Below are 14,761 nucleotides of genomic sequence, written 5' to 3'. Positions count from 1 at the left end.
TGCAAATGTCTAAACAAATTTTGATTTTGGCAGGTGATGGTATCGGTCCAGAGATCGTTGCCGCTGCTGAAAAAGTACTTACACGTGTCAATGAAAAATTTAATTTAGGTTTAACATGGGAACATGGTTTATTGGGTGGTGCTGCAATTGATGCTCACGGTGAACCTTATCCAGCAGTCACAGCAGAACAAGCAAAAAAAGCAGATGCAATTTTACTCGGTGCAGTCGGTGGTCCAAAATGGGACACGATTGAGCGCTCGATCCGCCCTGAACGTGGTTTATTAAAAATTCGTAGTGAATTAAATCTATTCGCAAACTTACGTCCGGCAATTCTTTATCCACAGTTGGCAGATGCTTCAAGCCTTAAGCCTGAAATTGTCGCAGGCTTAGATATTCTGATCGTTCGTGAACTCACAGGTGGTATCTATTTTGGTCAGCCACGTGGTATTCGTGAGCTCGAAAATGGTGAGAAGCAGGGTTATAACACCGACGTCTATGCAGAGTCTGAAATTAAGCGTATTGCGAAAGTTGCTTTTGAAATGGCGAATTTACGTGGCGGTAAAGTCTGCTCGGTGGATAAAGCCAACGTTCTTGAAGTGACTGAGCTTTGGAAACAAACCGTCACTGCATTGAAAGAACAGCACTATCCAAATATCAATCTTTCACACATGTATGTAGATAATGCTGCAATGCAATTGGTACGTGCACCAAAGCAATTTGATGTGATTGTTACAGGTAATTTGTTTGGTGATATTCTTTCAGACGAAGCTGCGATGCTCACAGGTTCGATTGGTATGCTTCCATCTGCATCTTTAGATGAAAATGGCAAAGGGATGTACGAACCATGTCATGGTTCTGCGCCTGATATTGCTGGTCAAAACGTGGCGAATCCGCTGGCAACAATTCTTTCTGTCGCAATGATGCTTCGCTATACCTTCCGTGAAGAAATGGCTGCAAAAGCAATTGAAGATGCTGTAGGGCAAGTGTTGGACCAAGGTTTACGTACAGGCGATATTATGTCGGAAGGGATGACCAAAGTAGGTACTGCTGAGATGGGCACAGCTGTGGTTACAGCGATTGCTTAAGTCTAGATTTTAGATCACTTTCAAAAACACAGCCTAGGCTGTGTTTTTTATTGCGTTGTGATCAAATACATTTAACAGGCTCTCCCCATATATTCAACGGACTCGGCAATATCATTGTTTAATTTAAAGCTGACTTTGCAATTAAAGTTAACATCGTAACTCGGTGTGCTTGCCGTATCATAGCGAATGACAGGCATTCCCATTGCATTTGAGCCGACCGTTGCATTGCTTCCTGTCATCGGGATATTGATAGGGCGAAGGATGGTATATGTTAATGTGTCATTGGTGGTTTGGATATGATCACTGACTTGATAACCTAAAGCTTTAAAGTTTAGTTCGGCTTGTATTTCAGCGCTGGATTTACCAATAAACTGTTGTAAATATTGATCTAAATTTGCAGGTCGGGTATCAACACTCTGACAGCCTGCAATACTGAAAGCGATCGAAACAAATGTAGAGGTGTATAAATATTTTTTCATCAGCTTCACCCAATCAAGTGAGAGTTTGATTTGAAACGCTCTATGCAATGAGTTTAATCAATCTACAAGCAAGTGTCTGTAGACAGATTGCGAAGTTGGATTGAACCCCTAAGCTTAAATTTGAAATGCGATTAAGGGAAAAGTGACGAAGATGTTGAAAATACACCACAAATAATTAGAGGCAGTGTAAAAATGAGAATTTTACGGATAATTATAAATTGATGACATGCGACGTATGGCAATCAATAAACAGATTTAACAATAGATTTTAGCGTCAGGAGCGTAATAACTAGACAATAACAATGTATCGTAAGCCAGATGGTATATTGTATAGATATTGAAAAAGCCACCTAATAGTGGCTTTTGCTTACACTAAAACTTAGCGTGCACGATAAGTAATACGACCCTTAGTTAAGTCATAAGGTGTCATTTCTACTTTTACATTATCGCCAGTTAAAATACGAATATAGTGTTTACGCATTTTACCAGAAATGTGAGCAATCACTTCGTGACCGTTTTCTAAACGTACACGGAACATAGTATTAGGAAGCGTTTCGGTGACAACGCCTTCGAACTCGATAAGTTCCTCTTTATTGGCCATAGCCTACCTGATGATCAAATTGGAAAGGCGCAAATTATAGGCAATTTTTTATAGAAAAACAAGATTATTCGGCATGGGAAGGTGGCAGATGACTTGAAAATAGGCGAACATATTGTTAAACAATTTCTACAAAAAAAAGCGGATAAATATTGTCAGTTCGGTCAATCGACGGTAATCTAAATCAAAGGTTTTAAGTATAAATGAATAACATACAAGGAAGGGCACTGCGTGAGCCAGCTAACTGATGCTTCGGTTGTTTTACGATTAGGCTATCAAGCGATCCGTCGTGCAGGATTGCCGACAGAAGAAATATTATCAAAGGCAGGCGTGGCATTGGGTCAGGTTGATCAAAATGCACGAACGCCATTAAATGCACAATTTGCATTTTGGGTGGCTGCCGAGGAAGTCAGTAACGATCCAGATATTGGTTTACACCTTGGCGAGCATTTGCCTCTTTATCGTGGGCAGGTGATTGAGCATTTATTCATTTCAAGTGAAAACTTTGGTGAAGGACTCAAACGAGCACTTGCGTATCAACGTCTGATCAGTGACGCTTTCCATGCGAAGTTGGTGGTTGATGACAATGGACGTTGTTATTTAACCAATGGTGAACAACCTTGGGGCGAAAATATTGTCAATCGTCATTTTTCTGAGTGTGCCATTTCGGGGATTTTACGCTTCTTTAAATTCATTACTGAAGGGCGCTTTGAACCGATCTACATCGATTTTAACTTTTCTCAAGGTGCTTCAGATGGTGAGTATTATCGTGTGTATGGCTGTCCTGTAAGTTTGGGGCAAAAAGAAACACGGTTGTATTTTGATCCTTCAATTTTAGACTATCCATTGTGGCAAGCTGAACCAGAGCTGTTACAGCTACATGAGCAGTTGGCAATTGAAAAACTTCAAGAATTGGCGCGTTACGATTTGGTTGGCGAAGTTCGCCGAGCAATTGGTTCAACTTTGGAGAGCGGTGAAACAACCTTGGAAACAGTGGCGGCTCAACTGAGCATCACCCCTCGTCGGTTACGCACCCAATTGTCAGAAGCCAATACCAGTTTTCAGCAAATCCTTTCAGATTACCGTTGCCGTTTAGCCAAAAAATTATTGGCGAATACCAATGAAAGTGTTGAGCGTATTGTATATCTCACAGGTTTTTCTGAGCCAAGTACGTTCTATCGTGCCTTTAAACGTTGGACCAATGAAACACCTGTGGAATATAGAAAACGTAAACAGCGTTAAGTGCAACGTTTTAATTATTGAGAAATTTTAAACTGCTTTCTAGATAAAAAATCCTTCAATTGTGAAGGATTTTTTATCTCATTTGAAAAATAATTATTCGGGCATATTTAGCCAATGTGGTCCTAGAGGTGGTCGCGGTAATTCAAACTGTTCTGGATAATCTGCATGAATGAAATATAGACCGTCAGGAGGTGCTGTAATCCCAGCAGCTTTACGGTCTTGTGCGGCAAAAATTTCGTCAATGTGATCAATTTCATACAAGCCCTGACCAATTTCAAGTAGACAGCCCATAATGTTGCGAACCATGTGATGCAAGAAGCCATCAGCCTGAATATCCAGAACCAAATAATTGCCATGACGAATTAAACGACAGTGTTTAACATGGCGTACAGGTTGATTGGATTGACATGCCGCAGCACGGAAACTTTCGAAATTATGTGTTCCTTCAAATTTTTGCGCGGCTGCAATCATCTTATCGACATCAAGTGGATAATAAGCATGGGTAACTTGCTTGTGTAATAAAGCAGGGCGATTCGCTGATTGATAGACAACATAGCGATAACGACGTGCTTGTGCCTTAAAACGAGCATGGAAATCACGATCCATCTCTTTGATCCACTGGATAGAAATATCTTTGGGTAATTGGCTATTAGATCCCATTAACCAGCCACGCATGGGACGAATCGCATTGGTATCAAAGTGAGCAACCATATTGGTGGCATGGACACCTGCATCAGTACGACCCGCACCGTGTAAGATAATGGGTTCATCCGCGATGGTGCTTAGTACTTTTTCCATTGTCTCCTGAATACTACGTACGCCAGGCTGTTGAGTTTGCCAACCTTTATATCGAATGCCACAAAACTCAATACCAATTGCAAAGCGTTGCATAAATACCTCTATTCAGGATGATCATACCAATGGTCATGCCATTGTTGCGAAGTTGGGTATTGTAAATAAATTTTTAGAATTTTGGCATAAAGATCTGCTTGACTGAGTGCATCACTGACTAAAATTTTTGAGTCCTGAATCCATTGGCTAATCGCATAACGTTGATCCATACCGCCTAGAGGGACTTGAGTTGATAAAATAATTTGGCAACCTTTGGCTTGTAAGTTTTTAAAACTTTGGATAATCATTTCATTAACCGCTAAATTTCCAACACCATAAGCCTGAATCACTAAAAATTCTGGAGGCTGTTGAATGAGGCTGTTGAGATTATTTTCAAACTGTAATAATTCAGTGGGTACCATCATCCAATTCACGATATTTAATGATTTGGCTTTTTCAATATGGGATAGCTGGATTTGAATAACAGTTGAGTCATGATCAATAGGTTCTTCCGCTTTTAAGCCTCTGAATGCGTCCAAAGCAGTACTATGGGTTTTTAACGCAGTACGAGCATGAATCACTTGATGGAAGAATGTGAGATAAACACCTACAGGTAACTTGGTGATGGCATCGAGTGCTGTATTTAAATTATCAATCGCATCAGTAAAGTCACGTGTGTCATCGCCTTGAAGATTGAGTAAAGGATATTGGCTTCCTGTAAGAATAACATGGCATGATTCAGCGAGGAAACGAGATAAAGTTGCAGCAGCATAGCTGAGGGTATCAGTCCCATGAATCACAACAAAATGTTCAAAATTTTGTAGTTGTAAGCTTTGAATTTGTTGAATCAGCATTAACCAATCAATTGCAGTACATGCACTACTGTCTTTAATACTGGGCGCTTTAAAGCATTCAATTTTCAGTTGAGGTGGGAGAATCCGTTTGAGCTGTGGAATGAATTTATGTTCAGGCATGGGAGCTAAAGGCTCACCAATACACCCAAAAGTTCCACCCATGTAAATTAAAGCAATTTTTTTGTTCATAATAAAAAGCAGCCATGAATGACTGCTTTATCTTAAATCGCTTAGTGATGTCTGACAATTCGTATTATCAAATTGCAACAGACAATAACCTCATCAAGCGATTTGGTTCAGTAAATTTTGTGATTGTTGGCGTTGCTCAGCCGTATATACAGACTCATCCTGTGACAATAATGCACGTGCTGAAGCATAAGCACCTAGATGAATATATTGCTGGGCAAGATCTAAATTAAGCTGAATTTCATTGACTTGAGCAAGCTCAGGAAATGAAGTTAGCAATGGATCAGTTGTTTCAACAGGCGTAACTGCTTCAACTTGGCTAGGTACTTCTAAATTCAACTGAGAAGCTACCGATTCAGGTTCAACACTTTCTGATTTTATTTCTTGATCAAAAACAAAAGCAGGCTGTGTTTCAACAGGTGTTTCAGCTTCTGTTGGTGTTAATTTAAATTCGAATGCTTGAGGCGCTGCCATCTGTTCTTTTTCTGGAGTTGCAACAGGCTCAGCAAAATCTAGTTTAAATTCAGGTGCAATTTCAATTTCGACAGGCTTTTCAACTGGCGCAACGATAGGCTCATTAGGTGTAAAACTAAATTCTAAAGGCGTTATGGTTTCTTTTGCAGTCTCAGTTGTTGGTTTAACTGTTTCGAAAGAAAACTCTACAGGAGGCTCTGTCTGTGTCTGTGGGGATGAATCTAAATTAAATTCGAGTGCTTGTGCTTGTGGCTTTTCTTCTGATTTTTCTTGAGCAACTGATGGGGTGAAGTCAAGTGTCTCAACATCATTGCGAGTAGGTGTTTCTAAAGTTGCAGTAGATGGTGTTGGGGGTGTTTCTATATTGCCAATCAAAGCATCGAATGCAGCAGTATTCTTGACTTCTGGAACAGCAGGCTCTGGTGTAGTTGGAACAAAAGCAATCGACTCAATCGGGCTTTCAGTTTGAGTAGCTTTTTTCTTTTCTTCAGCCTGAGCAACAATATCATCAAGACCCAATGAGCGAATATGGTTAATCAATTGATTCACTGCAAATTCATCTTTTTGTGCTAAATGCACATCCAAGAGGTAAAGATAGAGCTCATGTTGAGCATTATCTTGATTGAGTGCTTGATTGATTTTTGCTTCAGCTGAAAAATAGTTTTTTGCAGCAATCAGTTTTTCGATACTACTTTTTAATTCAGGGCTTAATGGTTTTGTTGCTTGTTGCACCACAACTTCGTTTTCAACAACAGCTGTGCGTTGTTGTTTTTGCGAGGTACGTGCAGTACGTGCTACATTCTTTTTTGACGATTTTTTATTGTTGGTCTTTTTACTCGTCGTATTGGTATTTTCTTTATTGGCATCTTCACGTTTCTTTAAAACGATGGCAACCACCAACAGTAAAACAAATGGAATCACATACAACAACATTTTATTTCCCCTTCATTGAGCACAATGAATCAATTTCCTTAATATATCCTAACTATTTGGCTTCTTTACATTTTGCTGTTGTAATTGCTGTTGCAATTGAGCAAGCCGAGCATTTAATAATTGAATTCGCTGATTCTTTTCTTGTAAAGCCGATGCAAGTTGGGTCACATTCTTCTGTAATTTAACTGTTTTTTCACGAGATGTCATAACTTTTGTAGATAATTCAGCAGTTGTCTGATTCACCTGTGTATTTTGTTTTGCAGAACCTTGTGCAGAAGATTGCTCGTTATCTGCAACCAAACTCATCTCCGCCTGATCTAAACGGTATTTGGCAGAACCAGATTGCTTTTTGGCAATCTGAGGTGCCTTAGGTGGAACTTTAGATTTCGGTTGTGGAACTTGTTGATAACTTGCAGCTAAATTCAATGCAACACCTCGACGGATACGATTGATGTCCCCTTGAATAAAGGCATCTGCATTATTCTCTTTGATTTGACGCATGACTTCAGGAACACTTTGATGTGTTTCTGCTGCGATACGAGATGCAATTTTCCAAAGTGATTCGTTGGCACGAACAACATGTCTTGGTGCTTTGTCTAAACTATTATTGGCGGTCGGTTTATTTTGTTGGGACGCTTTTTGAGTGTCAGTTTTAGGCTTGATCGTATTGGCTTTTTCAGATTTATGTTCAGCAGCAGTTTTTTCTATTTTTTGTGGTTCAGCTTTTGGTGCCGGGGTGTGTGCTGTTTGAGTCTGTTGGGATGATTTTTCAGGTTGTGCAATAGGTTTGGGTTGGATCACCACTTGCGGATTTGCAACAACAGTAGAATGAGTGTCGTCTTTATTGACCGCTACAGAGGTGGTGTTTTGCGAACTTACGCTATTGGTCACCGCAGTTTTTTGCTCAGTTTTTAGTGGGGGAGGTGCAATAACACTGATTGCCAATGATTGTTGAGTATCCGGCACTACATTAGATTTTTTGATTGTTGGTGATGTTACCGTTTGTGGTGTTGTAACTTGGTATTGAGTGCTGGTTGGCAAATTCAATGCAATGTCTTTTTCACTCACAATAATTTGAGGTTTAAGTGGCTGTTCTTTAGCATTGGCATTTACCATAGGTGCAGGAATGTTATTGCGTCCACGTGTTAAAGGTGTTCTTACTTGTTGAATATGTGTAGCACTGCCTTCTTTAATCTTGAGTAAGATATTGAGTTCAGACTCAACAATGGGGCGAGAAGAAGTAATGACGATAACCCCAGTCCCATCGCCAGAACGACGCGTATAAAAATTTAAATGTCCAGGTGCCTGTGTGGTAATTCCAATATGTTGTATATCGTCTGCATCTGCCAAACCCACTTCTATTTTTTCATTTGGATTGGCATTGCTAAATTTCATTTCTGCGTACAGAAGATCCCCAGACCCCGATTGAACTTGAATCGGATCTATCGTAATCGCACTGATTGTTTGCGACGTCATGATGGCTAAAATGGCAATTTTTAATTTGTTATATACAGTCATCTCTATCCATTGCTCTGACAAATTTCAAGGCATCCCAATGATACAATATTTCGCTGTAGTCTATATGTAAATTATTAACATTAGAGTTACACAAATATAGTTACATAAAAAAGCCGATCAAGATAGATCGGCTTTTTCAATGTTTAAGGCTTTTTTGTGACTTTAAGCATTTTTATAGTCAATTAAGATACGTAACATCCGACGTAAAGGTTCAGCTGCACCCCAAAGTAATTGGTCACCCACAGTAAATGCGCCTAAATATTCTTTACCCATATTTAATTTGCGCAGACGACCTACAGGCACAGAGAGCGTTCCTGTAACCGCTACAGGCGTAAGATCATTCATTGATGCTTCACGTGTATTGGGTACAACTTTTGCCCATTGGTTAGACTGACGAATCATATCTTCGATTTCATCAAGCGGCACATCTTTCTTCAATTTCAAAGTCAATGCTTGAGAGTGGCAACGCATTGCACCAATACGTACGCAGTGACCATCAATCGGAACAATTTGAGCATTGCCTAAGATTTTGTTGGTTTCAACTTGACCTTTCCATTCTTCTTTTGACTGACCACTTTCAAGTTGCTTGTCAATATAAGGAATTAAAGAGCCAGCTAAAGGTACGCCAAAGTTGGCTTTCGGGAAACCTTCACCACGTTGTAATTCGGCAATCTTACTGTCAATATCTAAAATCGCAGAGCGAGGATCATCTAACAAGTCTTGAGTATTGTTATATAAATAGCCCATGCCTGTAATCAATTCACGCATGTTTTGTGCGCCAGCTCCAGAAGCTGCTTGATAGGTCATCGCAGTCATCCATTCCACCAAGTTGTGTTGGAATAGTGAACCCATACCCATCAACATCAATGAAACCGTACAGTTGCCACCGACAAAGGTTTTGATCCCATTGACCAAACCATCTTTGATGACATTTAGGTTTACAGGATCAAGGACAATGATTGCCTCGTCATCCATACGTAGAGTAGACGCTGCATCAATCCAGTAGCCTGACCAACCTTCAGCTTTAAGCTTTGGGAAAACTTCAGAGGTATAATCACCACCTTGACAGGTAATAATGACATCCATTTGCTTCAGACTGGTAATGTCCGTCGCTTCCATAAGTGCTGGAGCAGTTTTACCACCAAAAGCAGGGGCTTCACCACCTGCATTACTGGTAGAGAAATAGAATGGCTCAAAATGAGCAAAATCATTCTCTTCAACCATACGTTGCATAAGGACGGAACCAACCATCCCGCGCCAACCGACCAGACCTACTTTCATGTCACTTTGCCTCGGTGCGTTAAAAAATTAAAAGGGGTTTGAGTGTATCAAAAGGACGTGTAACTGCAATAGCGTACACAATGAAAACACAACTATATTGTGCAATATATCTTGTTTATGATACATGCAAAATTGATATTAATTTATGAATCATGCAAAAATTAAGAATATAAGAGTGACAAAATATGATTTGGATAGAAATCCTTGCTGTGATCGTGATTTGGCTCAGCTTCTGGTCACTGATTCCACGAGATGAATGGTGGTTTAGGGGTGCAGATTTTCCACGACTACAGATTTTATGTGTGGGTTTGACTGCTTTGGTGTTATTGCTATTTTGGGATGCACCTTGGGACTTGGCGCGTGAGATTATTTTATTTTTATTGATTGTTGCTTTAGCTTTTCAGTTAAAAATGGTTTTGCCTTATACCTTTATCTGGAAAAAGCAAGTTCAACATGTGCAACAAGATCAATTGAATCCAGATCAACAGATTTCAGTCATTGTATCGAACGTACTAACGCCAAATCAGCAATATGATTTACTGATTGAGCAAATCGAAAAACATCAGCCTGATCTCGTGCTTACGCTTGAGACGGATCAAACATGGCAAAATGAGTTAGCGAAGATCGAAAAAGACTATCCTTATCGTGTGCCTGTTCCTTTAGATAATTTGTATGGAATGCATCTCTATAGCAAGTTAAAGCTGGTCGATAGCGAGGTTAAATTTATTCTCAGCGATGAAATTCCTTCAATCCATACCACAGTGATTTTGCCTTCTGGACAGGCTGTACAATTGTATTGCCTGCATCCAAAACCACCCAGCCCGACAGAAGCCAAAGATTCAACTTTACGAGATGCTGAATTATTGATTGTGGGTGATCAAATCAAAGATTTAGATGAAAGCTGTATCGTGATGGGGGATTTAAATGATGTGGCTTGGTCTCGAACAACACGATTGTTTCAACGGATCAGTGGTTTGCTTGATCCTCGTGTGGGGCGTAGATATATCAACACTTTTCATGCCGACTATAAGTTTTTAAGGTGGTCATTGGATCACTTATTTCACAGTACAGATTTTGCTTTAGTACATATGGAGCGCTTGCCTCATATTGGTTCAGATCATTTCCCAATCTATGTGGTGTTACAATCAAGTCGTATTTTTGAACAATGTCAAGAGGAGTTGGAACAAACTGACTCTGATGAGCAAGAAGCTCAAGAAGCTATTCAGGAAGGTATTGAAAAAGCAGAAAAAGAAGAGAAGATCGTGACCGATGAATTGGCTCAAGACTATAAAATGGACATGTCATTGTCTAACAATAAATCTTGAAAAAGGCGATTTTTTGTAAGCAATTTCTTACGTGGATTTAGTCTCTAAGCGGGTAGTATCTGCACACGATTCGTTTTAATCTTTACTCATCGACACAGGGAATGAGAACGGAAAATCTCACTAAGGAAGACGAAGTCGATGGAGCAATCATCAAGGATTTGATGTTGGAATGGATAACCACAGTAAAATAACAATAAGATTTGAAAGCACAACCTCATAAACCCGAGTTTTGCAGGACGCAGAACTCGGGTTATGCTTTATTTATAGTATATAATTTGTGATAGACAAGATCGAAAATAAAAATTGAGTCCTTATGTTGCTATCAAAAATCCAAGAATTTGCACTGAGCCTTAAACATTTTACAGGTTTAAGTAGTGATGCTTTGTTTGTCTATGCAGGTTTAATCTTGTACTTTATTGTCGCTGCAATTCATAAACGCCAACTGAAATCCAATATTGCTATGATTCTCACGGTTGTCTTGGCTTTTAGTATTGAGATTTTTAATGCGCGAGCAGATATTTTTGGTAAGGGGTATTGGCGAATTTGGAGCAGTATTCATAGCATCGTTAATATGATTTTTTGGCCTTATGTGATTTGGGCAATGGCTCGCTTTAGAATATGGAAAGGTTGATGACTTCAACCTAAAAATTATATGTATTGATTTTCAATTTTTTAAATACGCTGACTTGAATGATGATCCACAATCAAATGAAAAAAATAATTCTACTATTTTGCTTAAATTTAATTTTAACAGGCTGTGAAAAGTCGAGTGTTGAGGTTCAAAAGTCTCAAGAGGTTGAACAACGGCAAGAGAACAAACAGAATTTAAATGATTTACAATCCAGCGAGATTTGGGAACGTCTCAATCGCCGTATTTATCATTGCCAGCAACCTTGTTCACGCAAAGATTTAACCGAAATCAGTTTTTCTCAAGCTTCGTCTTATTATTTGCTCATCACTCAAAATCAAACAGGATTTATCGAAGCATTGAACTCAACTCAAGATGGCATACAAATGAGCATTCTATGGGATGATGGTTCAGGCAAGTCAAAAAATGAAGATTTAGAAATCATATCACTGGATAAACAACAGCTCAAAATAAGAGACCAATATAGCCATATCAATACATATCAATTTGTGAAATTTGATGATGATTGAATCGGCTATATTTGTTAGCCCATGTTTGAAACGATATTACAGGATATTTAACTTTGCTTTTTTAATTTTAAAATTCGAGCCAAATTAAAGTAAGAACTTAATAAATTTTTTCATAACCTTCTGGACGGGTTTTAAAACGACGATGGAACCACATATATTGTGTTGGTGCGATCCGAAGCTGATTCTCGATGATTTTATTGACACGAATAGCATCATCCAATTCATCATCACTCGGTAAGGGCTCGACGGCAGGTTCAATCAAGACATGATATTTGGGATTTTTAATATCTCCATGACGATAAAAATACAAAGGAATCGCCACAGCTTTTGATATTTTTAATAAGCGTCGATGTGCGGTTACTGTTGCCGCAGGTGTACCAAAAAATGGCGCCATCACGCCTTGTTTCAGTCCAAAATCTTGATCAGGGCTGTACCAAATCGCATCGCCATCCTTGAGGTGGCGGATCAATCCCCGCATATCGTCATGATCAATCTGTGCCTTATAAATGGTTGCACGGCAACGATAAATCAGCATATCTAACAAAGGATTATTTTGCGGACGATACACCACATCGGGTTCAAAGAATTGGGCACATAAATAACCACCTGCATCGAGCATTGTACTGTGTGTACCTAAAAGTAATATGCCCTGACCTTGTTGTTTTGCAGTTGTAATATGTTCTAAGCCTTCGATACTGACACGATTTTTAAACCACTGCGGGGAATACCATGCATTCAGTGTTTCAAATACACCTATCATTTGGTCAACAAAGACTTGTCTTGAATTTTCAAATACTTGCTCCGATGACCATTCTGGAAAGCAGACTTCCAAATTGCGCACAGTTGTTTCACGGCGTGATTTAAGTCGATCAAAGGCAATATTTCCTAATACCGTCGCGAGTCGGTGTTGAATTGCCCAAGGTAAGATCGCTAGTAACATCAAGAACACAATTGCAATCCATATTCCCCAATATTTTGGATGTAAAAACGCCCAATAAAATTTTCCAGGTTCGTATTGAAGCTTTTTACTCATAGCAATTTTGTAAATTTGGGGGTGGTTAAAACTGAAAGAAGTGTAGCATGAAGCCGTTTAAAGAAGAAAACTCGAGATGTGAATCATCATCAACAATGATGAGCAAGGAAGTAAAATGAAAATTATTCGATTAGTTCAAGGTGATATTACGCTGCAAAAGGTTGATGCGATTGTAAATGCTGCAAATACCTCTTTACTTGGTGGTGGTGGTGTAGATGGAGCAATTCATCGGAAAGGTGGGGAAGCAATATTAACTGATTGTCAAAAAATCCGTGCCAGACAAGGGAGATGTGCAGTAGGTGAAGCCGTAATCACAACAGCTGGACAATTACCCAGTCGCTTTGTTATTCATACTGTAGGACCGACTTGGCAAGATGGGCAACAAGGAGAAGCTCTACTGCTTGAATCCGCTTATACCAATAGTCTGAAACTGGCGGAACAACAGCAATTGAATACACTGGCATTTCCCAATATTTCTACAGGAATCTATCGTTTTCCAAAAAATGATGCAGCATCGATTGCGATCAAAGCCACGACAGATTTTTTGGAGCAAACAGCACATTTACAAGAAGTCAATTTTGTCTGTTTTGATTTAGAAAATTTTAAAATTTATCGACAGCTTCTTGCTGAGATTGAGCAAAATCAATTACAGATTTTAGGTATATAATGATGATCAATCATTATTCTCGACCATTTGATCATGAGAGATACTTACTTAGACAGTTGTAAGGCAACCCTTATATTTCTTGTGGTTCTCGGACACTTCCTCGAACGAATGATTGGATGGGATGACCCATTTAACCATGCCTTGTTGGGGACTATTTATTTTATACACATGCCTGCATTTATTTTTATTTCAGGCATGTTGTTTAACGAAAAAAAATGGCGGAAGAATATTTTATTTTTTATTTCGCTGTATCTACCTTTTCAAATTTTATTTCCTGCCTTTGATGCCATCTGGTCTGGGCAGTTCCAAATCAATTGGAATTTATTTGAACGCCCTTACTGGATTCTATGGTATCTGTTGGGCATGATTGCATGGACAATGATTACCCACTTTTTGATAAAAACAAAATTTCCCCTATTGATTGCACTGATTTTTGCTTTATGTATTGGTTTAAGCCCTTGGAACAATTATCAATATTCAATTGGACGAATTTTTACTTTCTTGCCCTTTTTTGTTGTTGGTGCACTATATGGAAAAGAGATTTTAGTCAAAATTCAGCAAAGTCACTTTAGCCAAGTTGTGAGCCTATCACTTTTAGGGGCGATCGCTATTTTGGTCTATTTTACGCAACTGAATCCATTTTGGTTATATGGCAGTTTGAGTTATTCGCAACTTAAAGTCAGCATACCTGTAGGAATCGGAATGAGACTAGCATGTCTGCTCATTTCATCGTTGGGGATTTATGCGACTTTTGTATGGATTAAAAGTTTAAATCAGCACTTTGTACACTTGGGGCAAAATACACTGGCTGTTTATCTATTACATGGATTTGTGGTGATGTTGGTTGCACGTTATTGGCAATTGGATTTCAATCTTTTTATTGAAGTGAGTATTTGTATCATTTTATCTGTTTTGACCTGTTGGATTTTACAACAGTCTATATTTGATAGAGGATTAAGAAAATTATCATTGTGGCTGATCAAGCCTGCTGAAAAATTGGGGTTTAAGTAGAGCAAAAGTTTTAAAATGATCTCTATCTATATTATTTCTAGCGATAAAAATTTAAAAGCTACATCATTGATGTAGCTTTTAAGCAT

At 38.9% G+C, this 14,761-nt stretch carries 15 protein-coding genes; 7 read left to right on the top strand and 8 right to left on the bottom strand.

Going from position 1 to position 14,761, the window contains the following annotated elements; all coding sequences use genetic code 11:
• Positions 1-5 precede the first annotated feature (5 nt).
• Complete coding sequence (leuB, locus tag I9192_RS19585; RefSeq protein ID WP_009586108.1) at positions 6-1,085, top strand: 3-isopropylmalate dehydrogenase; 1,080 nt, start codon at positions 6-8, stop codon at positions 1,083-1,085.
• A gap of 71 nt (positions 1,086-1,156) precedes the next feature.
• On the opposite strand, the gene I9192_RS19580 is transcribed toward leuB, so the two are convergent.
• Positions 1,157-1,564, bottom strand: coding sequence for a hypothetical protein (locus tag I9192_RS19580; RefSeq protein ID WP_004826592.1), 408 nt, complete (start codon positions 1,562-1,564; stop codon positions 1,157-1,159).
• 379 nt (positions 1,565-1,943) lie between these two features.
• Entirely contained in the window at positions 1,944-2,165 is a 222-nt protein-coding gene (gene infA / locus I9192_RS19575) for a translation initiation factor IF-1 (RefSeq protein ID WP_004718087.1), read from the bottom strand.
• 228 nt (positions 2,166-2,393) lie between these two features.
• On the opposite strand from infA, the gene I9192_RS19570 reads away from it, so the two are divergent.
• Positions 2,394-3,404 (top strand): AraC family transcriptional regulator, encoded by a 1,011-nt coding sequence (locus tag I9192_RS19570; protein ID WP_004826594.1) that lies wholly within the window; start codon positions 2,394-2,396, stop codon positions 3,402-3,404.
• A 93-nt stretch (positions 3,405-3,497) separates the two neighbouring features.
• On the opposite strand, the gene truA is transcribed toward I9192_RS19570, so the two are convergent.
• The 5 genes from truA to asd all read right to left on the bottom strand — a co-directional run bounded on the left by truA (position 3,498) and on the right by asd (position 9,481).
• Positions 3,498-4,295: a tRNA pseudouridine(38-40) synthase TruA gene (gene truA, locus I9192_RS19565; protein ID WP_004826595.1), complete on the bottom strand. Its 798-nt coding sequence runs from the start codon at positions 4,293-4,295 to the stop codon at positions 3,498-3,500.
• 8 nt (positions 4,296-4,303) lie between these two features.
• Positions 4,304-5,278, bottom strand: coding sequence for an asparaginase domain-containing protein (locus tag I9192_RS19560; RefSeq protein ID WP_199958205.1), 975 nt, complete (start codon positions 5,276-5,278; stop codon positions 4,304-4,306).
• Positions 5,279-5,371: 93 nt separating this feature from the next.
• A complete protein-coding gene (locus tag I9192_RS19555) occupies positions 5,372-6,682 on the bottom strand; it encodes a hypothetical protein (protein ID WP_005035590.1) in 1,311 nt (436 codons plus the stop codon).
• A gap of 48 nt (positions 6,683-6,730) precedes the next feature.
• Positions 6,731-8,200, bottom strand: coding sequence for a type IV pilus assembly protein FimV (locus tag I9192_RS19550; RefSeq protein ID WP_005035592.1), 1,470 nt, complete (start codon positions 8,198-8,200; stop codon positions 6,731-6,733).
• Positions 8,201-8,362: 162 nt separating this feature from the next.
• The gene (asd, locus tag I9192_RS19545) at positions 8,363-9,481 is read right to left on the bottom strand and encodes an aspartate-semialdehyde dehydrogenase (RefSeq protein WP_005035594.1); all 1,119 of its coding nucleotides are present in this window, start codon (positions 9,479-9,481) and stop codon (positions 8,363-8,365) included.
• 185 nt (positions 9,482-9,666) lie between these two features.
• On the opposite strand from asd, the gene I9192_RS19540 reads away from it, so the two are divergent.
• The 3 genes from I9192_RS19540 to I9192_RS19530 all read left to right on the top strand — a co-directional run bounded on the left by I9192_RS19540 (position 9,667) and on the right by I9192_RS19530 (position 11,964).
• On the top strand, positions 9,667-10,806 hold the full coding sequence (locus I9192_RS19540; protein ID WP_005035596.1) for an endonuclease/exonuclease/phosphatase family protein: 1,140 nt from the start codon (positions 9,667-9,669) through the stop codon (positions 10,804-10,806).
• A 313-nt stretch (positions 10,807-11,119) separates the two neighbouring features.
• Entirely contained in the window at positions 11,120-11,437 is a 318-nt protein-coding gene (locus I9192_RS19535; RefSeq protein WP_004826606.1) for a hypothetical protein, read from the top strand.
• Positions 11,438-11,514: 77 nt separating this feature from the next.
• Positions 11,515-11,964, top strand: coding sequence for a membrane lipoprotein lipid attachment site-containing protein (locus tag I9192_RS19530; protein ID WP_227565884.1), 450 nt, complete (start codon positions 11,515-11,517; stop codon positions 11,962-11,964).
• A 97-nt stretch (positions 11,965-12,061) separates the two neighbouring features.
• On the opposite strand, the gene I9192_RS19525 is transcribed toward I9192_RS19530, so the two are convergent.
• Positions 12,062-12,997: an LpxL/LpxP family acyltransferase gene (locus tag I9192_RS19525; protein WP_005035602.1), complete on the bottom strand. Its 936-nt coding sequence runs from the start codon at positions 12,995-12,997 to the stop codon at positions 12,062-12,064.
• 115 nt (positions 12,998-13,112) lie between these two features.
• On the opposite strand from I9192_RS19525, the gene I9192_RS19520 reads away from it, so the two are divergent.
• Together I9192_RS19520 and I9192_RS19515 are read left to right on the top strand one after the other, a co-directional pair.
• Positions 13,113-13,664: an O-acetyl-ADP-ribose deacetylase gene (locus I9192_RS19520; protein ID WP_005035604.1), complete on the top strand. Its 552-nt coding sequence runs from the start codon at positions 13,113-13,115 to the stop codon at positions 13,662-13,664.
• A gap of 33 nt (positions 13,665-13,697) precedes the next feature.
• Entirely contained in the window at positions 13,698-14,675 is a 978-nt protein-coding gene (locus I9192_RS19515; protein ID WP_200150005.1) for an acyltransferase family protein, read from the top strand.
• Positions 14,676-14,761: the final 86 nt, after the last annotated feature.

Origin of the sequence: Acinetobacter bereziniae (assembly GCF_016576965.1) — a bacterium.
In the GTDB taxonomy this organism is placed as follows: Bacteria; Pseudomonadota; Gammaproteobacteria; order Pseudomonadales; family Moraxellaceae; genus Acinetobacter; species Acinetobacter bereziniae.
The sequence above is the reverse complement of the archived record's forward strand: the minus strand, read 5'-3'. Positions and strand labels throughout refer to the sequence as shown.

What these genes read in the sequence shown, in the direction of transcription:
- I9192_RS19560 (WP_199958205.1), bottom strand. Translation starts at nt 5,278, where the DNA reads ATGAACAAAAAAATTGCTTTAATTTACATGGGTGGAACTTTTGGGTGT.
- I9192_RS19515 (WP_200150005.1), top strand. Translation starts at nt 13,698, where the DNA reads ATGAGAGATACTTACTTAGACAGTTGTAAGGCAACCCTTATATTTCTT.
- leuB (WP_009586108.1), top strand. Translation starts at nt 6, where the DNA reads ATGTCTAAACAAATTTTGATTTTGGCAGGTGATGGTATCGGTCCAGAG.
- I9192_RS19525 (WP_005035602.1), bottom strand. Translation starts at nt 12,997, where the DNA reads ATGAGTAAAAAGCTTCAATACGAACCTGGAAAATTTTATTGGGCGTTT.
- asd (WP_005035594.1), bottom strand. Translation starts at nt 9,481, where the DNA reads ATGAAAGTAGGTCTGGTCGGTTGGCGCGGGATGGTTGGTTCCGTCCTT.
- I9192_RS19530 (WP_227565884.1), top strand. Translation starts at nt 11,515, where the DNA reads ATGAAAAAAATAATTCTACTATTTTGCTTAAATTTAATTTTAACAGGC.
- I9192_RS19550 (WP_005035592.1), bottom strand. Translation starts at nt 8,200, where the DNA reads ATGACTGTATATAACAAATTAAAAATTGCCATTTTAGCCATCATGACG.
- I9192_RS19580 (WP_004826592.1), bottom strand. Translation starts at nt 1,564, where the DNA reads ATGAAAAAATATTTATACACCTCTACATTTGTTTCGATCGCTTTCAGT.
- infA (WP_004718087.1), bottom strand. Translation starts at nt 2,165, where the DNA reads ATGGCCAATAAAGAGGAACTTATCGAGTTCGAAGGCGTTGTCACCGAA.
- I9192_RS19520 (WP_005035604.1), top strand. Translation starts at nt 13,113, where the DNA reads ATGAAAATTATTCGATTAGTTCAAGGTGATATTACGCTGCAAAAGGTT.
- I9192_RS19535 (WP_004826606.1), top strand. Translation starts at nt 11,120, where the DNA reads ATGTTGCTATCAAAAATCCAAGAATTTGCACTGAGCCTTAAACATTTT.
- I9192_RS19555 (WP_005035590.1), bottom strand. Translation starts at nt 6,682, where the DNA reads ATGTTGTTGTATGTGATTCCATTTGTTTTACTGTTGGTGGTTGCCATC.
- I9192_RS19540 (WP_005035596.1), top strand. Translation starts at nt 9,667, where the DNA reads ATGATTTGGATAGAAATCCTTGCTGTGATCGTGATTTGGCTCAGCTTC.
- truA (WP_004826595.1), bottom strand. Translation starts at nt 4,295, where the DNA reads ATGCAACGCTTTGCAATTGGTATTGAGTTTTGTGGCATTCGATATAAA.